The organism is Pseudomonas sp. Marseille-Q0931 (genome assembly GCF_940789645.1).
In the GTDB taxonomy this organism is placed as follows: Bacteria; Pseudomonadota; Gammaproteobacteria; order Pseudomonadales; family Pseudomonadaceae; genus Aquipseudomonas.
This window is the reverse complement of the sequence record NZ_CALNWT010000008.1, coordinates 188,253-210,449: the sequence shown is the minus strand read 5'-3', so window position 1 is coordinate 210,449 and position 22,197 is coordinate 188,253. Positions and strand designations below refer to the sequence as shown.

Sequence of the window (22,197 nt, the reverse complement as noted above, 5' to 3'; positions counted from 1 at the left end):
CGCACGAAGGAATACACTCATGGCTCTCTCGATTCATACCAACTACTCCTCGCTGGTTACCCAGACCAACCTGGGCAAGACCAACAACGCCCTGGGCACCAACCAACAGCGCCTGGGCACCGGCCTGCGCATCAACAGCGCCGCCGACGATGCCGCCGGCCTGCAGATCGCCACCCGCCTCAATGCCCAGTCGCGCGGCATGGACGTGGCCATGCGCAACACTGGCGACGCCATCTCCCTGCTGCAAACCGCCGAAGGTGCGTTCAACGAAACCACCGACATCCTGCAGCGTATGAAGGATCTGGCCACCCAAGCGGCGAACGACACCAACTCTGCCGATGACCGCACCTCCCTGCAGTCCGAATTCGACGAGTTGGCCAAAGAGATCACCAACATCTTCAACAACACCAAATACGCGGGCGAAAACCTGTTCACCACCAAGCTCGCCGCCGCCGTCAGCTTCCAGATCGGCTCCAGCTCGGCAGAAACCCTGAGCTTTGACGTCAGCACCGATCTGGGCACCCTGGACACCACGCTCAATACCGACGTGGCCGCCCTGACCCTCGACACTGCGGCCAACGCCGGTGCGGCGATGACCGCGCTGGAAGGCGCGCTGGACGATGTCGGTGCGATGCGTGCCAGTTTCGGTGCCAACATCAACCGCCTGAACCACACCGCCAACAACCTGGCCAACATGAAGGACAACACCGACATGGCCAAGGGTCGCATCATGGATGCCGACTTCGCCAAGGAAAGCGCCAACATGACCAAGAACAGCATGCTGATGCAGTCCGGCATTTCCATGCTCAAGCAAGCCGGCCAGATGCCGGGCATGGTCATGTCCCTGCTGGGCTGATCACGGGCTTTCCAGGCGCAAGGGACTGCGCCACTCCACATGTACGACTAAACGCCGTCCGCCCTTAAGGCATTCGCGAAAACGGTCGCCCTGTTCCTACAGCACCGCTTCCAGGCGTTCACGCACGAAGGAATACTCTTATGGCTCTCTCGATTCATACCAACTACTCCTCGCTGGTCACCCAGACCAACCTGGGCAAGACCAACAACGCCCTGGGCACCAACCAACAGCGCCTGGGCACCGGCCTGCGCATCAACAGCGCCGCCGACGATGCCGCCGGCCTGCAGATCGCCACCCGCCTCAATGCCCAGTCGCGCGGCATGGACGTGGCCATGCGCAACACCGGTGATGCCATCTCCCTGCTGCAGACCGCCGAAGGCGCCTTCAGCGAGATGACCGATATCGTCCAGCGCATGAAGGACCTGGCCACCCAGGCCTCCAACGCCACCAACAGCGGCGCCGACCTGATCGCCCTGCAGAACGAATACGACGAGCTCGGCAAGGAAATGGCCAACATCGTCAAAAACACCAAGTATGCCGGCGAGAACCTGTTCAGCAACGGCACTACCGTCGACGGCTCCAACGGCAAACTGTCCGCTGCAGTCAACTTCCAGATCGGCTCCAGCTCTGCCGAAACCCTGGAGTTGGACGTCAGCACCAAGCTGACCGCTCTGGGCACCTCCCTGGCGGCGATTTCCGATACCTACACCACCGCTGGAACTCCGGGTACCGAACTGGCCACCACCCAGGATCCGGATACTGCGGTCAACACCAACGCCAACGCGATGATCGATACGCTGAGCGACGCACTCGACGACATCGGCGCGCTGCGTGCCCAGTTCGGTGCCAACATCAACCGCCTGAACCACACCGCCAACAACCTGGGCAACATGAAGGACAACACCGACATGGCCAAGGGACGCATCATGGATGCCGACTTCGCCAAGGAAAGCGCCAACATGACCAAGAACAGCATGCTGATGCAGTCCGGCATTTCCATGCTCAAGCAGGCCGGCCAGATGCCGGGCATGGTCATGTCCCTGCTGGGCTGATCCCGCGTCATTTAGGCGCAACGGATTGCGCCACACCCTCCGACGCCCCGCTCTCGCGGGGCGTTCTTCATGGTCCATCGGACCATCGCCATCTGTCGCCGCAATCGATCAACCGTAACAGCATTTCGGAATGATCGAGCCAATTCGCAATTCGCGTTGATCGTGCCCACTTAACTGGCTGCCCGGTCGCTATCAGCCTTGAACGAGTTCAATTGTTGTCCTACAACTGCAATCAAAGCTATGGCACAAGACTTGCCACAGTATTTTCCTGACGCCAGAATGCCGACCCACTTATCGCCCGGACTTTCCAAACGGAAACACCGCTCGCCCCAAGGACCGCATGAATTCCAGCTCCGAAACGCCGCTCGCCGAGCCGGGAAGCAATATCGCCTGTCTGATCATCAGGACCGGACGAAGCGATTGCTATGCACACTTTTACCCGGCGCTGTATCAGCTGACCCTGGTCAAAAGTGGTATCGAGGAGAAGATCGACCTGGGCTACTCCGGTAGCCGCCTGCTCGAACGCCTGTTGCAGGAGCCCGGCGAGGTGGTGTCACGCGACGAGCTGATGAATCATGCCTGGGCCGACCGGGTCGTCGGCCAGGGCAGCCTCAACCAGCAGATCTACACCTTGCGCCAGATATTGGGCGACGAGAAAAGCCGGGAAATCATCCAGACCCTGCCGCGCCGCGGCTATCTGCTCAACCCCAACTATCTGGTCTATCCGCCGAGCATCGATGACATTGGCGAAGTCAGCGAACCACTCGATACCCCGGCCCCATCACCCGCCTTTTTGCGCCGCCATAGCCGGCAGCAAACATCCTGGCTGATTCTGCTGAGTATTTTCGGCCTCATTGGCATCGCCCTGTTCATGGCGCTGTACAACATCAGCCAACCCAAGGATCTGCACAGTAGCGAAATGAACCTGGGCCCGCTGCACGTTCACTACATCGATCAAGACTCGCAGCGTCTGCAACAGTTGATTCTGCAAACCCATGGCCTGACCAGCCGGCTTGCGGTTCTGGCCAGCAAGCCGGCGAGCCTGGTGCTGCGCCTGCATGGAGGCTTCTATGAACTGCTGTGCCTGCAGCCCAACGGTGGCGCGCGCTCGCTGATGCTGCACGAAAGCCAGCTGAATCAGGTGGCCGACGCCCAGTTGAGCAGGTGCCTGCCATGAGCAAGAGCAAGCAGTGCGGCATCAGCGGCGGCTGGTTGCTCACCATGTTCGCCACGGCTCTGACGATGCTGCTGGGCATGCTTGCCCTGTGGCTTAGCTTCACCTCCAGCGCCGAACTCGATGGTCGCTACCTGTCCACCGGCCAGGTGCAGTTGAGCAACGGGCGCGTACTGGACATCAGCCACAGCCTGCAGGTCAACGACGGTCGCTTCTATGCCATGACCCGGCAAGGCGACAGCATTCTGGAAACCTCGGGCGTGGTGGACTATGGCTTCCTCGGCAATTATCGATTGCGTGTCGAGGACGGTCAGGTCACCGGGCTGGCCAGCGAGATCGACGACGAGCTGGTGTTCAACCTGCTCTACGGCCGCCACAAGGGATCGACCATTCGCCTGACCAGCGTCGATGGCTGCCTCTACGCGCTGGAAACCCGGCAGGTCTATTGCCATGGGCGCAATCCCTAGCGCGAGAGGCACCACCGCTCAGGACTCCGGCAGGCTGAGCTGGACGCCTTCGGCGCGTACCTCGGCGCGCACCTGAGCCTCGCCGAACAGCTCGCGATACAGGCCTTCGGCCTGGCTGGTCAGCAACAGCAGCTCGATACGCCTATTGGCGCCGTTCTCCGGATCGTTCGGCAGCAACGGCATGCCGTCTGCCTGGGCCGCGACCTGCAGCACGTTGCCGGTCGGCAGGCCGGCTTCCACCAGCACGTTGCGCGCGCGCAGTGCGCGGTCGCCGGACAGGTTCCAGTTGTTGTAGCCGCCGACCACGCCGCGATAGGGCATGGAGTCGGTGTGGCCGCTGATGATCAGGTGGTTGTCGACTCGCCCGAGGATACCGGCCAGACGCTGCAGCAGGGTTTCGAAATGCGCATTCAGGTGGGAACTGCCGCGATTGAACATGAAACGCTGCTCATCGTCCTTGATCAGAATACGCAGGCCCTGAGGCACCACCTGCACTTCGATGTTGGCCTCGGCGTCGAGCTGCAGGGCCAGCTCCTTCATCAACGTGGCCAGCTCCTGCATCTGCACCGACTCGCTAAAGTGCGGGCGACGCGGCTCGCCGGGCTGGCCCTCGCCAAGGGCCGCACCGGGGTCTTCCTGCGGCGTGCGCGCGCGGTTCTCGGGGTCACGGCGCGGGGCGACCTGCACCGGCACGCCATCGAGTTCCAGCGGTGTGGTGCTGGTGCCGTCGAAAATGCCGGCGCCACCGTCGACCAGCGGATTATTCAGCATGTCGGCGTTGGCGCGGCTGGCGTCCTGGGTCTGCGGCTGGATGATCCACAGCACCATGAACAGCGCCATCATGGCCATGGTGAAGTCGGCGAAGGCCACCTTCCAGGCACCGCCATGCGCGTCGTGGCCGCCCTTCTTGCCACGCCGCTTGACGATGATCTCGTGGCCGTCACCACCGCGCTGTTTCATGCGGCGTCCCTTTCATCTTCATAACGGTTGACCCAGATTTCCAGCTGCTTGAACGCAGGTTTGACGTCCTGCTCGATCAGCTTGCGCCCGGCATCCACTGCCAACAACGTGGGCTTGCCGGCGACATGGGCGACCAGGGTGGTGCGCACGCATTCGAGCGCCGACATCTCGGTCTTGATGCGCTGGCCCATGGCGCTCGACAGCGGGTCCATCACGCAATAGCACATGAAAATGCCGAGGAAGGTGCCGACCAGCGCCGCCGCCACGTGGGCACCGATCTCGGCGACCGAACCGCCGATGTTGCCCATGGTGATGACGATGCCGAGGATCGCCGCGAGGATGCCGAAGCCCGGCATGGCCTCGCCGATCTTGTGCAACGAGCGCGACGGCTGCATCAGCACGTGCTCCATGGCCTCCAGCTCCTGCTCGAGAAAGCCTTCCAGTTCGTGCGCGCTGATCTTGCCCATGGCCATCAGGCGGAAGTTGTCGGCGATGAAGGCCATCAGGTTCTTTTCCTGACGGATCAGCGGGTACTTGCCGAACAGGTCGCTCTGCTCGGGTTCCTCGATATGCGCATCAAGTACCTTGAGGCCGCCGACGTCGACCATCTCCAGCAGCTCGTAGAGCATCATCAGCAACTGGCGCTGGAACTCCTCGCCACGCTTCTTGTAAACGAACACGCCCTTGATCTGGTGCAGCATATCCAGCAGCACGTCCTTGGGGTTGGCCACCACCAGGGCACCAAAACCTGCGCCGACGATGATGATCACCTCGGCCGGCTGCCAGAGCATGGCCAGCTCACCATGAGCCATGACGTAGCCACCCAGCACGCAGGCGACGATGATCAATGCACCTAATAACTTCTGCACCCTAGCCTCTCTCGTTCAGGTAGCGGCTGGCCTTGGCGATCGCCTGCTTGCTCAGCTGGCAGACGCGCGCGTCGCTCAGCTCCAGCACCAGGGCGATTTCCTTGAGGCTCAGCTCGTGTTGGTAGTAAAGGGTCAGCACCAGCCGTTCGCGCTCGCTGAGCTGACTCAGCGCCTGGGTCAGCAGGCGCTCCTTGAGCACCCGTTCCTCGACCGCGCTGCTGCCACAGGCGAAACCCTCGTGACCGTTCTGCAGCAGTTCATCGAGGCTTTCGATGGCCTCGCAGGCATCGGCCTGGAGAAACTCCTGGTAATCCTTGGCGCTGATCCCGGCCGCCTGGAGGATCTCCTCCTCCTGCGGCACACGCCCCAGCTGCCGCGCCAGCTGGCGAATGGCATCGCGAATCTTGTGCGTCTGCTGGCGCACCTGACGCGGCCGCCAGTCCTGACGGCGCAGCTCATCGAGAATCGCGCCACGTATGCGCAAGGCGGCGAAACGACCGAACTGCTCGTCCGGCGTGCCGTAGCGGCGCAGGCACTCGAGCAGTCCCATCAGACCGATCTGCTCCATATCCTCGCGGTCGAGCACCTGGTTGGCCTGCAGCGCCAGCTGGCTGACGATGCGCTTGACCAGCGGCAGGTACTGCAACAGCCACTTCTGCTCGGCACCGGGGGCGAACAGCGCGGCACCGCCCTGTTCGGCGGCATAGCGGTAGTCGATGGCGCAGTTGGCATTCATGGATAGTCGGCTCCGGTTCCGGCGCAGTCGCTCGCTGCGCCCTACTGGACGATCAGCTTGCTGACCAGCACGCTGGCGAAGGGCTTCGCCAGTTTCTTGCTGGCGAAATCATCGGACAGCACCCGCTCCAGGGTGCCTTGCAACTCGGGAATGGGCATGCCGCGCAGCTTCTCGAAGGTCATCGAGGACAAGTGCGCCACCACCGAATTGCGCACCATGGGGTCGATCTGCTCGAGCTTCTTCGGATCGGTCTCCAGGTCGGCCTGCAGCACCAGGTCGAGGACGAAATAATGCTCGCGGGTCTCGCCCTGCAGGCTGACGATCACTTTCTCGATGGGAAAGAAACGGTATTCGCTGCTGGCTTCTTCCTCTTCGCCGCCTGTATTGCCAGCGGAAATGCCGAGCACCGCCTGGCCAGTCTGCATCGACTTGAGCGTGGCGTAGTTGAAAATGCTGCCGCCGATCACCACCAGGGTGTTGAAGATAACCAGCAGCAGGAGGATGCGCGGCATTGTCATGACTACTCTCGATTCACTAACGGGAAATTAAACGGTGACCAGCACATCGCTGGCCGACTCCGTGGCGCTGCGCTCGCCACCGCTCGGCAGCACCGCGGCTGCCGCCACAGCGTCTTCGGCGAGCCAGGCCTGGGCCTGCGCCTGTTGCTGCTGGCGACCGCCCTGCGCATCGGCGGAGACCTGTACGTTGACCTGCACGAAGTTCTGCCCCACCAGCTCCTGACGCAGGCGCTCGCTGGTCTGCTGCAGCAGACGCGCCACATCGGCATTGGCCGCGGACAGTTGCACGCTGAGGCGGCCGGACTCGTGGCTGAGGAAGATTTCCAGGCTGCCCAGCTCCGGCGGGTCGAGGCGAATGGTGGCGTTCTGAATGCGCTGGTTGATCTGCAGGTCGACATGCTCACGCAGGCTGGCCAGCATCTGTTCGCCCCACTGCGCCTGCGGCGCATGCAGCTTGAGCGGGCGCTCGGTCGCCAGCGGCGCGGGAGCGGCCGAGGTAGCGGCAGCGCTGCCTGGCATCACCTTGTCGCTGTCCGTGCTGCTACCCGGCAGGCGCTCAATCGCCTTCAGCTCGACGACGTCATCCAGCACTAGCGGCGCGGCAGCCTGAGTCGCGGTCTCGGCCGTCAGCAGCGACTTGGGCACTGCCACTGGGTCCGCAACTGGCGCTGGCGGCTGGCCGGGTGCGGTAGCGGTGGCAGCGCGCAACGTCTCCGCTGGCAAGCGCTGCTCACGAGACTGCACGTGCGCCTGGTCGAGGAGTGCGGCAGGTAACACGGCGGCCTGCTCGGCCTCATCTTCCTGCACCTGTTCCTGCTCTTCCTGCACCGGCTCCGGCGCCTCGCGCGCCTCGATACGCACGGCCTGCTGCCCCAGCATTCCGGCCAGCCACTGCTCGGCATCCGCTTCGCTGAGGTGGATGGCTTCGGGCGTCACGCTCAAGCCGGGCACCGCTTGCGCATCGGCAGCAGCGAAGCCCTGCACGGCCATCTGCTGATCGAACGGCCGGGTCGCATCGCCCGCGCTGCCAGCCTGGGCAAACCCCGACGGCAGCGTTTGCTCGGCGGAACCACTCGGGCTGACCCGAGCGTTGGCATTGATCAGTTGCAGCACCCTTTTATCTCCCGGCTTGATACAGATCGACGCGCATATAAGCACTGCGTCCTTCGGCGTATTCCAGATGCGTCAGCAACTGCCGACGCACCCGCTCGCATTCCTCGGCGCAGGCGTTGCGCGCCTGCCCGTGTAACTGGCGTAGTTGCTCCCTGGCCTCACGCACCTCGTCGCTCAGGCTCGGCAGAGCGGCCAGCAGTTGCAGACAGGCGCGAATCCGCGAGTCGATCTCGCCGATGCTCGTCCAGTCGCCCTGCTCCAGCGCTTGCGTCAGCTGGGCATGCAACTGCTGCAGCGCGCGCAGTTCACTTGCGCGTTGCATTCACGCTTTCCCAGCCTTCGCGCAGCACGCCGAGCAGGCCGACCACCTCGTCCAGCCCCTCCAGCGACAGGCTGACGCTGACGTCGGAGAGTCGATAGATGCAGTAGTCGTAAAGCCGCGCCAGGCCCTGCACCAGCTCGCCGCCGTTCTCGTAATCGAGGGCGCCATTAAGGCCATTGAGGATGTTCAGGCACTTCTCCAGGGACTGGCCCTTCTGCTGGTAACGCTTGGCCTCGATATGGCCACGGGCACGGGCCAGCTCGTCGAGCAGGCCGTCGAACAGCACCAGCACCAGTTCATAAGGCGAGGCGGCGGCAGCGCGCGCCTCGAGATCCACTGTGCGGTAGCTGTCGTAACTTTCGTTGAGGTTGTAGGCACTCATCAGAACATTCCGTAGGTCTGTTCCATCGCCGCCATGGTCTGCATGAGACCGGTGTACTGGCGGAGATAGCGGGCGTAGTAGGAGTCGTACTGCTTCTGGATGGTGTCGAACTGCTGATCGACACGGCGCAGCTGGGTATTGAGGTTGTCCTTGCGGTCGGTCAGCAGGCCGCCGGCGCTGCTGGTGTAAGCCGCCAGGTTCTTGTCCAGGGTGTCGAGCAGGTTGCCCTTGTCGGTGAACAGCTTCTCAAAGCCCTCCGGGTTGGCTGCCACGGCCTTCTCGAAGCGCGCGTTGTCGATGGTCAGCTTGCCGTTGCGGTCGGCGGCGATGCCGAACTCGGTGAGGCTCACACCACCGAACGAGGTGCGCACCAACTGATTGAGCATGCCCTCGATGGCACGCACGCTGGCATCACCGGCCAGAACCCCACGACCGCCGCTCTCGCCGCCGCTGGCGGTGAGCGAATCGAAACTGGTCATCAGCGCGTTGAAGGCGTTGACGAAGGTCTGCGCCTTTTCCTTGGTGGCTTTCTGATCCTGGCCGACTTCCATGGTCAGCGGCGCATCACCGCTCTTGTGCGCCTTGCTGAAGGTCAGGCTGACGCCATCGATGAGGTTGTCGAAGGTGTTGCTGGTGCTGGTCAGCTCGATACCCGTCTCACCGCCGAGGCGCACGATGGCATCCTTGGCCACGGAGAGTTCCTGACGCCCGGCCACGGCCCCTTCGAACGCAGCATTGCCGCTGGCACTCAGACTGATGGCCTGGTCGGCACCGGTCTTCTCGCTGGTCAGCACCAGGTTGACCTGGCCATTGCTGCGCACCAGTGTCGCCTTCACGCCCTCGTTATCGGCGGCGGCGTTGATGGCCTTGGCCAGTTCGTCGAGGGTCGCGACGGTGCCGAGATCGATGTTGAACGAGCCACTGCCCTGACCGATGGTCAGGCTGCCGCTGCCGAGGTTGCCGTCCTGCAACCCCTGCAGGGCAACCTGGCTCTTGCTGGCCAGTTGCTGGACGAAGAAATCGTAACTGCCCGCCACGGCCTTGCTACCTACCGTGGCGCTGGCATAGCCCTCCTGGGTGAAGCTGGCGCTGTTGACCAGCATGCTGCTGCCGGCCAGCTTGAGACCGCTGGCGGCGCTCTTGAAGCTCTTCAGCGCAGTATCCAGCGTGGTCAGAGCATTGAGCTGCGCTTTGTATGACGCCTGGTTGCGATTGGCCTTGGCCAACTGGCCCTGAACTTCGTACTGGGCCAGCTGGGTCGCCATGCTTTGAACGTAATCTGAATCGATAGCCATAGTCGGACACCCGTTTTCCTGTGAGATAGCAATAGCGGTGCCAACAAACTAAGCCATTGATATTAAAGGCTTTAAGCTAACCGCCAGGTGAAAGATCCTTTCCGCTCGCGCGGCGGCGAGCGACAAGCGGAAGGCTGACTTCCGCCCGTGTCGCGCGGGCCGCGGACGTACCCATTACACAGGCGACCCTGAGGGCATGCCGCTTAAGCGCAAGCGTCATGACACGGATGGTGTGACGGAGGTTCTGAAGGGTTTCTGCCCGTCCTGTTCGCGGACAAGTCCGCTCCCACAGAAGAGCCAGAACCTGGCAGCGCCCGATATGTGGGAGCGGTCTTGACCGCGAAGCTTTTCCGGCGTCCCCACAGGGTGGCGCCGGGCTGGATTGATAGCGATGCGGGGCGCGAAGGGTTATTCGCCGTCCATCCTCTTGTTCGCGGACAAGTCCGCTCCCACAGAAGAACCAGAACCTGCAGCATTCGATATGTGGGAGCGGTCTTGACCGCGAAGCTTTTCCGGCATCACCACTGCGTAGCGCCAGGGGCTGGAATGGATTGCGATGCGGGCGCGAAGGGTTATTCGCCGTCCATCCTCTTCGCGGACAAGTCCGCTCCCACAGAAGAGCCAGAACCTGACAGCACCCGAACTGTGGGAGCGGTCTTGACCGCGAAGCTTTTCCGGCATCACCACTGCGTAGCGCCGGGGGGCTTGAACGGATTGCGACGCGGGGCGCGAAGGGTTATTCGCCGTCCATCCTCTTCGCGGACAAGTCCGCTCCCACAGAAGAGCCAGTACCTGACAGCGCCCGAACTGTGGGAGCGGTCTTGACCGCGAAGATTTCCGGCGTCCCCACAGGGTGGCGCCGGGGTAGGAATGGATTGCGACGCGGGGGCGCGAAGCGTTATTCACCGCCCACCGTCTTGTTCGCGGACAAGTCCGCTCCCACAGAACTCCAGTACCTGACAGCGCACGAACTGTGGGAGCGGTCTTGACCGCGAAGCTTTTCCGGCATCACCACTGCGTAGCGCCGGGGGGCGTGAACGGATTGCGACGCGGGGCACGAAGGGTTATTCGCCGCCCATCCTCTTGTCCGCGGACAAGTCCGCTCCCACAGAAGAACCAGAACCTGCAGCATTCGAACTGTGGGAGCGGTCTTGACCGCGAAGCTTTTCCGACGTCCCCACGGGGTGGCGCCGGGGCTGGAATGGATTGCGATGCGAGGCGAGGCGAGGCGAGGCGAGAAGTGTTACTCGCCCCCGACGGCGAAATTGGGCAGGCTGTTGACCGGCTGGCGGAAGTTGAAGGGGATGGATTCGACAGCCAGACCGACGTTGCGCTGCACCACGAAGTGCAGGTGCGGGCCGGTGCTATTGCCGGTGTTGCCGGAGCGCGCCAGCAGGCTGCCGGTCTCCACGCGCTGGCCCTCGCGCACGCTGACCGAACCCTTCATCAGGTGCAGGTAGACGCCCATGGTGCCGTCGTCATGCAGGATGCGCACGAAATTGCCGGCCGGGTTGTTGCCACGGCCGCTTTGCTGGTTCTCGGTCTTGACCACCACGCCACCGCGCGCTGCGACGATGGGCGTGCCCTCGGGCATGGCGATATCCACCGCGTAACGGCCCTTGGGCGTGAAATGGCTGTAAGTGCCGTTGGCGCCCTGGGTCTGGCGGAAGGGGCCGCCGCGCCAGGGCAGCGGATAACGATGGATGCTCGGCTGCAGACGTGGATCGCCAAGGGCATAGCGCAGCCTGGGCTTGTAGCGCAGCGGTTTGGACACGTCCTGCGCCGTCAGCGTGGCCAGGCGGATATTGCTGCGCGGCGGCAGTACCCAGCGAATCGGTTTGTCCGGCGCGCCGATGGCGTTGTGCACCTGCTCCAGCTTCACCTCGATTTCCACCGGCGCATAGAGGTCGTTGCGAACCAGCAGGGTTTCACCGGCTTCGTGCTTTCTGGTTTCCAGCTTCACCTGGTTGTCCAGACGCTCGACCATGCGATCGTTGAACACGAACACCTGCGCGCCAGGCGCGGCCTGGTCGCTGTAGGTCACCACGCCGTTGTTGTCGACGTATTTGTAGATGGTCAGCGCAGCGGCCTGGCCGCAGAAGGCCAGCAGACTGCAGAGAATGATCAGACGCCCTAGCATAACGACTCGGATCTTATGGCTTTTTGATATCCGGGTTGTGAAGACTAGCAGCGCGGCACGGCACATGCGAGGTACCGGCCGTCAGGCTGTGAACCGGCTCACCGCCGCCGGTCGGATGAGCACCATGGACGGCAGCGGGTTGCACCGGCGCCATGGTGCTGGGGAAGCGTAGGCGGGTACAGCCCGCCGCGATCGCGCCGCTCAGGCGCCAGGGACGAAATGCTTCTGCGCCGTGCCGCGGGCGATCAGGCGTGACAGGTAGTCGAGCTTCTGCGGGTCGCGGTCGACGAAGCGGAAGGTCAGCTGCAGCCATTCACTCTCGGGCTTGGGCTCGAAGGCCGCCACCGCGTGCAGGTAGCCATTGAGCCGAGCGGTTTCCGCCGCCTCGCCCTGCTCCAGATCGAGCACAGCGCTCTCCAGTACCTGCGGCAGCGGCTCGCCACGCTTGACCACCAGCAGCGCCTCCTTGAGGCTCAGCGCCTTGATCACACAGGCCATGCTGCCGGCCGGCAGGCGCAGCTGGCCCTGGCCACGCCCGGCCGGCGCCTTGCTGGCTGCAGCGGGTGCTGGCGCGGCGCTGGCCGCCGGCGCGGCTGCAGCAGGGGCCGGCGTCGGTGCGCTGGGCTTGACCACGTCAGCCTTGCCGCCGGTGAGTGCGGCCAGCGAGTCATTGGCGAAACCACCGCTACTGAGCATTTTCGGCGGCGCGCTGGCGGCCAGGGCCTGCAGCTTGCCAGCACGGCTCAACGCCTTCTTCACCTTGGTCACCAACTGCTCGTTGGAAAACGGCTTGCCGATGTAATCGGAGACACCGGCCTGGATCGCCTGCACCACGTTCTCCTTGTCGCCACGGCTGGTGACCATGATGAAGGGCGTGGTTTTCAGGTTGTCCTGCTCGCGGCACCAGGTCAGCAGCTCGAGGCCGGACATCTCCGGCATTTCCCAGTCGCAGAGAATCAGGTCGACCACCTGACGGCTCAACATCTGCTGGGCCTTGCGGCCATTGATCGCTTCCTCGATCTGTACGCCGGGGAAGTTATCGCGCAGCCCTTTCTTGACCAGATCACGGATAAAGGTCGCGTCATCCACCACCAGCACACTGACTTTGCTCATCGGTTACTCCTGTACGAATGGCAGTAAGCATAGTCATGGCCAGTGGCCTAAGGCCAACGGAAAACGCCGGACGCACAACAAATCGCGCAAAAGAAACGGCCCGGGAAGTCCCGGGCCGTCGGCATGAAGCGGGCCTCATTCCTTGGGCTTGCCCTCTACCTCTTCGCGCATACGGGTCAGGCCGATGTGGCGAACATCGGTGCCGCGCACCAGGTAGATCACCAGTTCGGCGATGTTGCGCGCATGATCGCCGATGCGCTCCAACGAACGCAGCGCCCAGATCACGTTGAGCACGCGGGAGATCGAACGCGGATCTTCCATCATGAAGGTGACCAACTCGCGCAGCGCGGTCTTGTACTCGCGGTCGACGGTCTTGTCGTACTGCGCCACGGACAGCGCCAGGTCGGCATCGAAACGAGCGAAGGCGTCCAGCGCCTCCTGCACCATCCTGCGCACCTGATCACCGATATGACGCACCTCGACGTAGCCACGCGGCGACTCACCCTCCTCGCACAGCTGGATGGCGCGCTTGGCGATCTTGGTCGACTCGTCGCCGATGCGCTCCAGGTCGATCACCGACTTGGAGATGCTGATGATCAGACGCAGGTCGGAGGCCGCCGGCTGGCGACGGGCGAGGATGCGTACGCACTCCTCGTCGATGTTGCGCTCCATCTGGTTGATCTGGTCATCAATCTCGCGCACCTGCTGGGCCAGGCCGGAGTCGGCCTCGATCAGCGCGGTGACGGCGTCGTTGACCTGCTTTTCCACCAGGCCGCCCATGGCCAGCAGGTGGCTGCGCACTTCTTCCAGCTCGGCGTTGAATTGCTGGGAGATGTGCTGGGTAAGGTTGTCTTTATTGATCATTGGGTTCGCTCCGCGAAAGCTGCCGGCTTGGGTGACCATGGTGCGCACGGCGCACCCTACTGGTTGTTAAGGGATGGGCTTTGGCAGAGGGTGCTGGGCAAGGAGGCGGAACGCAGACAGTACAGGTAGTACGGCAAGTTCCGCCGACGCAGTCCAGCGCCCTCTGACATGGCCATCAGCCGTAACGACCGGTGATGTAGTCTTCTGTCTGCTTCTTGGCCGGGTTGGTGAACAGGGTATCGGTGTCACCGAACTCGATCAGCTTGCCCATGTACATGAATGCCGTGTAGTCGGAAACCCGCGCGGCCTGCTGCATGTTGTGGGTAACGATGACGATGGTGTACTTGCTCTTGAGCTCGTAAATCAGCTCTTCGACCTTCAGCGTGGAGATCGGGTCGAGTGCCGAGCAGGGCTCGTCGAGCAGCAGCACTTCCGGCTGCACCGCCACCGTACGGGCGATCACCAGACGCTGCTGCTGGCCGCCGGACAGGCCCAGCGCCGAGTCGTGCAGACGGTCCTTTACCTCATCCCACAGCGCCGCGCTCTTCAGCGCCCACTCCACCGCTTCGTCGAGCACGCGCTTGCTGTTGATGCCCTGGATACGCAGGCCATACACCACGTTCTCGTAGATGCTCTTGGGGAAGGGGTTGGGCTTCTGGAACACCATGCCGACGCGGCGGCGCAGCTCGGCCACGTCCTCGCCCTTGCGGTAGATGTTGCGCCCGTCGATGTTGATCTCACCTTCCACACGGCAACCGTCGACCAGGTCGTTCATGCGGTTGAAGGTACGCAGCAGGGTCGACTTGCCGCAGCCGGACGGGCCGATGAAGGCGGTCACGCGCTGCTTGGGGATATCCATCTTGACGTCGAACAGCGCCTGCTTCTCACCGTAGTAGAGATTCAGGCCCGGCACCTGGATGGCCACGGTCTCGGATGCCAGGTTGAGGCTTTGCTTGTCTCGGCCCAGGGCCGCGAGGTCGATACCGTGGGTAGCGTTTTCGTGTTGCATAAGTGCTCACTCCGTTCGCAGCGGCAAGCTGCAAGCTACAAGCTGCAAGCCCGGTCGCCGCACTTCTGCTCGAAGCTGGCGGCTTGGGGCTTGCGGCTCGGATTTAGTGGTCCAGGGCCTTGTACTTCTCGCGCAGGCGGTTGCGCAGGTAGATGGCCGTCAGGTTGAGAACCGCGATCACCAGCACCAGCAGCAGCGCGGTGGCATATACCAGCGGCCGCGCGGCCTCGACGTTGGGGCTCTGGAAGCCGACGTCGTAGATGTGGAAGCCCAGGTGCATGATCTTCTGGTCCAGGTGCAGGTAAGGATAGTTGCCGTCGAGCGGCAGGCTCGGCGCCAGCTTGACCACACCCACCAGCATCAGCGGCGCCACTTCGCCGGCGGCGCGGGCCACGGCGAGAATCAGGCCGGTCATCATCGCCGGGCTAGCCATCGGCAGCACCACGCGCCACAGGGTTTCCACCTTGGTCGCGCCCAGGGCCAGGGAGCCTTCACGCAGCGCTCGCGGAATGCGCGACAGGCCTTCCTCGGTGGCGACGATCACCACCGGTACCGCGAGCAGCGCCAGGGTCAGCGAGGCCCACAGCAGGCCTGGCGTACCGAAGGTCGGCGCCGGCGCGGCTTCCGGGAAGAACAGGCGGTCGATCGAGCCACCCAGCACGTAGACGAAGAAACCCAGGCCGAATACGCCATAGACGATCGCCGGGACGCCAGCCAGGTTGTTCACCGCGATGCGGATCACCCGGGTCAGCGGGCCCTGCTTGGCATACTCGCGCAGGTAGATGGCTGCGATCACGCCGAACGGGGTAACGATCACCGCCATGATCAGGGTCATCATGATGGTGCCGAAGATCGCCGGGAAGATGCCGCCTTCGGTGTTGGCTTCACGCGGGTCGTCGCTGACGAACTCCCAGACCTTGCTGCCATAGTGGCTCAGCTTGTCCAGCGTCGACATGGCGTTCGGGCGGAAGGCGCGTACCACCTTGCCGAGGCTGATTTCCTGTTCGCGGCCGTCAGCCGAACGCACGGTCATGCTGTCGCGGTTGAACTGCTCGTAGCGCGCGCTCAGCTCGGCCTCCAGCACCTTGTACTCGGCGTCCCACTGGGCGCGCTCGGCAGCTAGGTCGGCCTGGGCGGCATCGGTGAGCTGGTTGGTGAGCTCCAGCTTGCGGGTCTGCAGGCGCACGCGCTCCAGGCCGGCGTTGATGCGGCCGATGTCGCGCTTCTCCAGTTTGACGATTTCGCCATGCAGGTCTTCGACGCGCTGCAGACGCTTCTGCAGCTCCGCCCAGGCAGCGTCGCCTTCAGCGACCAGTTGGCCATTTTCCTTGACGTTGACCAGGTAGCCGTAGAAGTTGCCCCACTCGCGACGCTCGAAGGCGGTGATGTCCACCGGCTTGCGCTGGTCGCTCAGCCACTCGCCGACAACCCAGGTGAAGTCCGCACCGTACAGGTCGCGGTTACCCACCTTGATCAGCTCGCGGGTCATGAACTCGCCACCCTCGACATCCACCGGCAGGCCGGAGGCGGCCAAGCGGGCACGCGGGATTTCCTCGATCTGCACCACGGCGCCAGCCATCACCCTGGCTTCCTGGCCGGGCACCTGATAGTTGGCTTCGATGATGTCGGCCGGCCAGAAGTGCGCCAGACCGCGCACCGCGATCACCGACAGCAGGCCGATGACCATGATGATGGCGATGGACACCGCGCCGGCGTTCATCCAGATCCAGGGCGAACCGCTCTTGAACCAGGATTTCATGTTGTTCTGTTTCACGGACATAGTCTTGCAGTCCTCAGAGCGATGCGTACTTGACGCGCAGGCGCTGACGCACCAGCTCGGCCAGAGTGTTCATGACGAAGGTGAAGGTCAGCAGCACCAGCGCGGAAAGGAACAGGACGCGGTAATGGGTACCGCCCACTTCCGACTCCGGCATCTCCACCGCCACGTTGGCGGCCAGGGTGCGCAGGCCTTCGAAGATGTTCATGTCCATGATCGGCGTGTTGCCGGTGGCCATCAGCACGATCATGGTTTCGCCGACGGCGCGGCCCATGCCGATCATCAGCGCCGAGAAGATGCCCGGGCTGGCAGTCAGGATCACCACGCGGGTCAGGGTCTGCCACGGCGTGGCACCGAGGGCCAGAGAGCCAAAGGTCAGGCTCTTGGGTACGCTGAACACAGCGTCTTCGGCGATCGAGTAGATGTTCGGAATCACCGCGAAGCCCATGGCCAGACCGACCACCAGGGCGTTGCGCTGGTCGAACGGAATGCCCAGGTCATTGCTCAGCCACTGGCGCATGTTGCCGTCGAACAGCCAGTTTTCCAGGTGACCGCTCATGCTCAGGGAAAAGAACGCGACGGCCAGGATGACGGGGATCAGCAGCGCAGCTTCCCAGCCGTCCGGTACGCGCAGGCGCACGGACTCCGGCAGGCGGCTCCAGATGAAGCCTGCCAGCACGATGCCGATCGGCGTGAAGATCAACAGGCTGAAGATACCGGGCAGGTGTCCCTCGACATAGGGCGCGAGGAACAGGCCGGCGAAGAAGCCGAGAATCACCGTCGGCAGCGCTTCCATCAGCTCGATCACCGGTTTGACCTTGCCACGCATCGCCGGCGCCATGAAGTAGGCGGTGTAGATCGCCGCGGCGATCGCCAGCGGAGCGGCCAACAGCATGGCGTAGAAAGCCGCCTTGAGGGTACCGAAGGCCAGCGGCGCCAGGCTCAGTTTGGGTTCGGCATCGGTGTTGGCCGAGGTGGACTGCCAGACGTGGGCCGGCTTGTCGTAGTTCTCGTACCAGACCTTGCCCCACAGCGCGCTGAAGGAAATTTCCGGGTGCGGGTTGTCGAGCAGCAGGCGCTCGAGGCTGCCGTCGTGTTCCAGCAGAATGCGGTTGGCGCGCGGCGACATGGCCGCCATGGTGTGGCCATCGGCGACCTGCTCGACCAGCAGGGTACGGTGCGCGGTGCTGTGGAACACGCCCAGGTTACCGGCGCTATCCATGGCGATGAAGCCCTTGCGGCGCTGCTCGGAGATGATCTGGGCAATCGGGCTGCCCGCCATCTTGAAGTCACGCACCAATTTCAGCGAAGACTTGCCGTCTTCGTCACGGACCATGAACCACTGGGCGATGCCACCCTTGCTGTCACCGACCAGCAGCGAGATGCCGCCGAGCAGCGAAGTGGCGTAGGTCACTTCGCTGGAGCCGTCGTTGAGCAGCTTGTAACGGCCGTTGAGAGTGTTGCGGCGCAGGTCGAAGACATCGGCGGTGGCGCTGCCATTGATCACGTACAGCCACTGCTGGCGCGGATCGATGATCAGGCTCTTGATCGGATCGGCGATCTGCGGCAGCGCCAGGCGATCTTCGCTGGTACTGACCTCGCCGGTCATCAGGTTCTCTTCGCGACTGATGCTGACCGCGTGCAGCTCGCTGCCCACCGAGGCGGCGATGACCAGGGTGCCACTGCTCAGACTGATGCCCATGTGCTCGAGCGGGCGGCCTTGCGGGTCCAGAGTCAGCGGTTCCTCACCGAAGGGGTAGGAAACGACCGGCGTGATGGTCTTCACGTCGTTGGGGTAGCTGACCCGATAGTTGTGTTCGAACACCAGCGCCTGGCCATTGGAGAGGCCCAGCACGACGCGGTTGCTGCCCGGCTGATCCTCGCCGACGGAAGTCACTTCGCTGCCCGCCGGCAGCGGCAGCGTGACCGCGTTCAGCGCGGCCATGCTCTTGGCATCGAAGAACTGCACGCTGCCGGAATTGGCAAGGCGCATGCCGACCTGGTTCTGCTCCTCGACAGCCATCAGCAGCGGCTTGCCGGCCTCGGCCAGCCAGGCCGGCTGTACCGGCTCGCGCTGTTGCAGGTCGGCGCCCTGGAACATGGGCAGTACCACATAGGCCAGGTAGAAGAAAATCAGGGTGATGGCGCCGAGCACGGCGAGGCCACCGACGGAAACGCCCCAGCGAGCCAGGCGATCCTTGAGAGCGCGCAGGCGGCGCTTGCGTTGCAGGGCAGGAGTGTTGAAGTCCAGCCCCAGGGAATTGGTGGAGGCGGTCATGGTTTCACTAGCCAGGTCATTCATGATTGAGAGCTTCTCTGCGCGGCCATGAGCGCGCCGTATTTTTTGTCTGTTTCACGAGCCCGGCCAATCTAGCGGTTTCGTATGACAGAAAAGTTACAGCACGGTGACGTAGCAAAGCCCACCTCTACGAATAGAGGCGGGCTTCGGATTGCAGCCTTACGCGGTCGTTACAGACCCAGTTCTTTCATGGTCTTGTCGACGACTTTCTTCGGCAGCGGGATGTAGCCGTCCTTGACGACGACTTCCTGACCCTGCTTGGACAGGACGAGCTTCAGGAACTCGGCATCCAGCGGGCTCAGCGGCTTGTTCGGAGCCTTGTTGACGTAGACGTAGAAGAAGCGAGCCAGCGGGAACTTGCCAGCCAGAGCGTTGGCTTCGTTGGCGTCAAAGGCTTCGCCGCCTTTCTTGGACAGGGGAACGGTCTTCACGCTGGAAGTCTTGTAACCGATGCCCGAGTAACCGATGGCGTTCAGGGTGCTGGAGATCGACTGCACCACGGAAGCCGAACCCGGCTGCTCGTTGACGTTGGACTTGTAGTCGCCTTTGCACAGGGCTTCTTCCTTGAAGTAGCCGTAGGTGCCGGAAACCGAGTTGCGGCCGAACAGCTGGATCGGCTTGGACGCCCACTCGCCGGTCAGGCCCAGGTCACCCCAGGTCTTGATGTCCTTCTCGCCACCGCACAGGCGGGTGCTGGAGAAGATGGCGTCGACCTGAGCCATGTCCAGGCTCTTGATCGGGTTGTCCTTGTGCACGAACACCGCCAGGGCGTCGATGGCGACCGGTACTTCGACCGGCTTGTAGCCATACTTCTCTTCGAAGGCCTGGATTTCGCTGTCTTTCATCGGACGGCTCATCGGGCCGATGTTGGCAGTGCCCTCGGTCAGAGCGGGCGGGGCAGTGGAAGAACCGGCAGCCTGAATCTGAATGTTCACGTTCGGATAGCTCTTCTTGAACTCTTCAGCCCAGAGAGTCATCAGGTTGGCCAGCGAGTCGGAACCAACGCTGGACAGGTTGCCCGACACACCGGAAGTCTTTTCATAGGTCGGCAGAGCCGGGTCGACGGCGGCTACAGCAGATACGGCGCTTACGCCAGTGGCGGCGAAAGTCAGGGCCGCCATCAAACGCTTCAGTTTCATGCCTTGCTCCTAGCAGATTGTGTTGTGTTGGATGGAACGGGCCCAAGTATCTGCAGGCCACGTGAACACTGTATGAAACGAATGTGACAGTTAAATGAACACCAGTGACGTTTCGCTTTGGCAGCGAAAGGCGCTTTGGTGAAAGGCGGGTTGATACCGGACTGGCAATTAAGTGTGTGCTGCCGATGGCTTGGCCTACTTACGGGACCGCGAGCTCGCGAAATATCCGGAAGATCAAAGTGGGTAGCGTTTGGCTTTTGCTCTTGAAGCGCGATCTCACAAGCGACGCCCAAGTCCCCTTCAGGAGGCCGAGTGGAATCGCCGTGGAAGGGGTTGAGCGACATGGATGTCGCGAGAGCCGTGATGGGCCAGGGATGGCCCTTCACGGCGTGCCCCTGGAGCGGTGATGGAGCGAGGGAACCCCGGCGCAGCCGGGGCCGGATGGCGGGGTGCCCTTCTCTTTGGTTACTTTCTCTTGGGCAAGCAAGAGAAAGTGACTCGCCCGTAAGGGGCGAAACCAAGACGAAAGATCGACATGCCAATGATCTTTGCCCGGATATAAATAGCGCAAAAGAACACACAAACTCGCCAGCCCGATCTGCCCAACAAAAAAGCCCCCGCACGCCTAACGTGCAGGGGCTCGGAACAGCGCAGCAGCGATTACTGCATGCTCTGCTTCAACGCGCGCATGCGCTCATGGCAGGCGCGTACCTTGGGCATTTCGACGGCCAGCAGCACGCGGACGTCCTGGTCGGCACTCTCCAGCGCGTCTTCGAAGGCATGCAGGATGCGGTCTTCCGCGTCCTCAAGCTGCGCCACGTAGGTGGCGTCTTCATCCTTGGCCAGGGTCGCGCGGGTGTCGGCATAGAACTGGCGCAGCTTGCCCAGCATGGTGCCGCCGGCTGCCGGCTCGCTCTGATTGGCCGCGACCTTGACGCTCAGCGCATCGATCACCTGGGTCTTGGCGCGCACCATGTCACGGAATAGCGCCTGCAGGCGAACATCCTTGACCTCCTCGTGGGCATGCTCGTAGAAGCGTTTGCCGTCACGGGTGATTTCGATCAGTTCATTGAGTTGTGCGGTCTTGCTGCTCATGGATTCTCTCCTTGGCGATGGGACTTTCGGGTTGCCGGTCGCTGCGGCGGCCGACGGGTCGTGAATCAGCTGCTGATGCGCAGGGCGTCGGCATCGACGCCGCGAACACCGCGGATATTGCGGGCAATCTCGACCGCCAGACGTTTCTCGGCGCTGCTCAGCACACTGCCGCGCAGGCTGACCAAGCCGTCACTGGTGTCCACCGAGATGTTCATCGCATCCAGGTTGCGGCTATAGAGAAAGCTGGCCTCGACCTTGCTGGTGATCCAGCCGTCGCTGATGTTCTCGCGTGCCTCGTCGAGGGTCGTTTGCACCTCACTGCTACTGCTGTCGGCCGTGCTGATGCTGAGGTGGTTGAACACCTCGTTCACACCATCGGTATTGGCCGCCAACTGGCCGGCCAGTTCCTTGGCCGCCGGGGTCTGCGCATGGCCGCTCAAGGTGATGTTGCCGGTCTCGCTCTTGACCTGGATGTCCAGGCCGCGAGTGTTGCTGTTCCAGAGCAACTTGGACTTCACGGTTGCGGCGAGGCTGGCATCTTCCAGACGTTGAACCATGCCGGGCGGATTGCCCTCGACGGCATCGCTGCCGACCTCGATGCGATTGTCCACCGAGTCGATGCCCTCTATGCTCAGCGCCACCTGCTCAGCGAGTTCTTTCTGTACGTCGTTCTCGACCTTACCGCCGAGCGTGGCTACGCCATCCTCTACATCGATATCGAGCTTGAACGGATTGAGATGGCGATTGAGTGCGAAGGCTGTCCAGATGGAACCTTCCTGGCGGGCAGCGTCCAACTGGGGAGCCAGCGCGCCCTCGGTGGCCTGGCTGACCAGTGGGGTAAGGCCGAGCAGCAGCGCTGTGCTGGCAGCCAGTATCAAGGGTTTGAACGGGGGCATAAGTTCACTCCTGTTCGTGAGACGATACAAGCAATATCGCAAGCCTCATGCCAGCCCAAAAAGACAGATAAATTCCTTTAAAAACAAATAGTTAACAATAATAAAGGCACCCTGCCTGCAT

21 protein-coding genes are annotated in these 22,197 nt (G+C 62.8%); 4 read left to right on the top strand and 17 right to left on the bottom strand.

Features of this window, described 5'->3' with window-relative positions; all coding sequences use genetic code 11:
• The first annotated feature begins 19 nt into the window (after positions 1-19).
• The 4 genes from lafA (P3C50_RS14765) to P3C50_RS14750 all read left to right on the top strand — a co-directional run bounded on the left by lafA (P3C50_RS14765) (position 20) and on the right by P3C50_RS14750 (position 3,549).
• Positions 20-856: a lateral flagellin LafA gene (lafA, locus tag P3C50_RS14765; RefSeq protein ID WP_197857724.1), complete on the top strand. Its 837-nt coding sequence runs from the start codon at positions 20-22 to the stop codon at positions 854-856.
• Positions 857-996: 140 nt separating this feature from the next.
• Entirely contained in the window at positions 997-1,908 is a 912-nt protein-coding gene (gene lafA / locus P3C50_RS14760) for a lateral flagellin LafA (protein WP_197857723.1), read from the top strand.
• Between the two features lie 340 nt (positions 1,909-2,248).
• Entirely contained in the window at positions 2,249-3,085 is an 837-nt protein-coding gene (locus tag P3C50_RS14755) for a winged helix-turn-helix domain-containing protein (RefSeq protein WP_275546586.1), read from the top strand.
• Entirely contained in the window at positions 3,082-3,549 is a 468-nt protein-coding gene (locus P3C50_RS14750) for a hypothetical protein (RefSeq protein ID WP_197857721.1), read from the top strand. Before P3C50_RS14755 ends, P3C50_RS14750 begins: the two co-directional genes overlap by 4 nt.
• 18 nt (positions 3,550-3,567) lie before the next feature.
• Here P3C50_RS14750 and P3C50_RS14745 read toward each other — a convergent pair whose 3' ends face one another.
• From P3C50_RS14745 to P3C50_RS14665, 17 genes are all read right to left on the bottom strand, one after another.
• Entirely contained in the window at positions 3,568-4,509 is a 942-nt protein-coding gene (locus tag P3C50_RS14745) for a flagellar motor protein MotB (RefSeq protein ID WP_197857720.1), read from the bottom strand.
• A complete protein-coding gene (gene motA, locus P3C50_RS14740) occupies positions 4,506-5,378 on the bottom strand; it encodes a flagellar motor stator protein MotA (RefSeq protein WP_197857719.1) in 873 nt (290 codons plus the stop codon). The genes P3C50_RS14745 and motA overlap by 4 nt, the downstream gene beginning before the upstream one ends.
• Before the next feature lies 1 nt (position 5,379).
• Positions 5,380-6,114, bottom strand: a complete 735-nt coding sequence (locus P3C50_RS14735) for a FliA/WhiG family RNA polymerase sigma factor (protein WP_197857718.1) — start codon at positions 6,112-6,114, stop codon at positions 5,380-5,382.
• Positions 6,115-6,155: 41 nt separating this feature from the next.
• Positions 6,156-6,632 (bottom strand): flagellar basal body-associated FliL family protein, encoded by a 477-nt coding sequence (locus P3C50_RS14730; protein ID WP_197857717.1) that lies wholly within the window; start codon positions 6,630-6,632, stop codon positions 6,156-6,158.
• 27 nt (positions 6,633-6,659) lie between these two features.
• Positions 6,660-7,745, bottom strand: coding sequence for a flagellar hook-length control protein FliK (locus tag P3C50_RS14725; RefSeq protein WP_275546585.1), 1,086 nt, complete (start codon positions 7,743-7,745; stop codon positions 6,660-6,662).
• A gap of 4 nt (positions 7,746-7,749) precedes the next feature.
• Positions 7,750-8,067 (bottom strand): hypothetical protein, encoded by a 318-nt coding sequence (locus P3C50_RS14720; protein WP_275546584.1) that lies wholly within the window; start codon positions 8,065-8,067, stop codon positions 7,750-7,752.
• Positions 8,051-8,449, bottom strand: coding sequence for a flagellar export chaperone FliS (gene fliS, locus P3C50_RS14715; protein ID WP_197857714.1), 399 nt, complete (start codon positions 8,447-8,449; stop codon positions 8,051-8,053). The genes P3C50_RS14720 and fliS overlap by 17 nt, the downstream gene beginning before the upstream one ends.
• Positions 8,449-9,744 carry a flagellar filament capping protein FliD gene (gene fliD, locus P3C50_RS14710; RefSeq protein WP_275546583.1) on the bottom strand — a complete coding sequence of 432 codons (1,296 nt, stop codon included), beginning with the start codon at positions 9,742-9,744 and terminating at the stop codon, positions 8,449-8,451. The genes fliS and fliD overlap by 1 nt, the downstream gene beginning before the upstream one ends.
• Positions 9,745-10,987: 1,243 nt before the next feature.
• Positions 10,988-11,884: a peptidoglycan DD-metalloendopeptidase family protein gene (locus P3C50_RS14705; RefSeq protein ID WP_197857712.1), complete on the bottom strand. Its 897-nt coding sequence runs from the start codon at positions 11,882-11,884 to the stop codon at positions 10,988-10,990.
• A 201-nt stretch (positions 11,885-12,085) separates the two neighbouring features.
• On the bottom strand, positions 12,086-12,997 hold the full coding sequence (locus tag P3C50_RS14700) for a response regulator (RefSeq protein WP_275546582.1): 912 nt from the start codon (positions 12,995-12,997) through the stop codon (positions 12,086-12,088).
• A gap of 135 nt (positions 12,998-13,132) precedes the next feature.
• Positions 13,133-13,861 (bottom strand): phosphate signaling complex protein PhoU, encoded by a 729-nt coding sequence (phoU, locus tag P3C50_RS14695; RefSeq protein WP_197857710.1) that lies wholly within the window; start codon positions 13,859-13,861, stop codon positions 13,133-13,135.
• Positions 13,862-14,036: 175 nt separating this feature from the next.
• Positions 14,037-14,870 carry a phosphate ABC transporter ATP-binding protein PstB gene (pstB, locus tag P3C50_RS14690; protein WP_197857709.1) on the bottom strand — a complete coding sequence of 278 codons (834 nt, stop codon included), beginning with the start codon at positions 14,868-14,870 and terminating at the stop codon, positions 14,037-14,039.
• 103 nt (positions 14,871-14,973) lie between these two features.
• Positions 14,974-16,650 carry a phosphate ABC transporter permease PstA gene (pstA, locus tag P3C50_RS14685; protein WP_275546581.1) on the bottom strand — a complete coding sequence of 559 codons (1,677 nt, stop codon included), beginning with the start codon at positions 16,648-16,650 and terminating at the stop codon, positions 14,974-14,976.
• A gap of 13 nt (positions 16,651-16,663) precedes the next feature.
• Positions 16,664-18,949 carry an ABC transporter permease subunit gene (locus tag P3C50_RS14680; protein WP_275546580.1) on the bottom strand — a complete coding sequence of 762 codons (2,286 nt, stop codon included), beginning with the start codon at positions 18,947-18,949 and terminating at the stop codon, positions 16,664-16,666.
• A gap of 167 nt (positions 18,950-19,116) precedes the next feature.
• Positions 19,117-20,085, bottom strand: coding sequence for a PstS family phosphate ABC transporter substrate-binding protein (locus tag P3C50_RS14675; protein WP_275546579.1), 969 nt, complete (start codon positions 20,083-20,085; stop codon positions 19,117-19,119).
• 660 nt (positions 20,086-20,745) lie between these two features.
• Positions 20,746-21,180 (bottom strand): ferritin-like domain-containing protein, encoded by a 435-nt coding sequence (locus P3C50_RS14670; protein ID WP_275546578.1) that lies wholly within the window; start codon positions 21,178-21,180, stop codon positions 20,746-20,748.
• Between the two features lie 65 nt (positions 21,181-21,245).
• A complete protein-coding gene (locus P3C50_RS14665; RefSeq protein ID WP_275546577.1) occupies positions 21,246-22,076 on the bottom strand; it encodes a BON domain-containing protein in 831 nt (276 codons plus the stop codon).
• Positions 22,077-22,197: the final 121 nt, after the last annotated feature.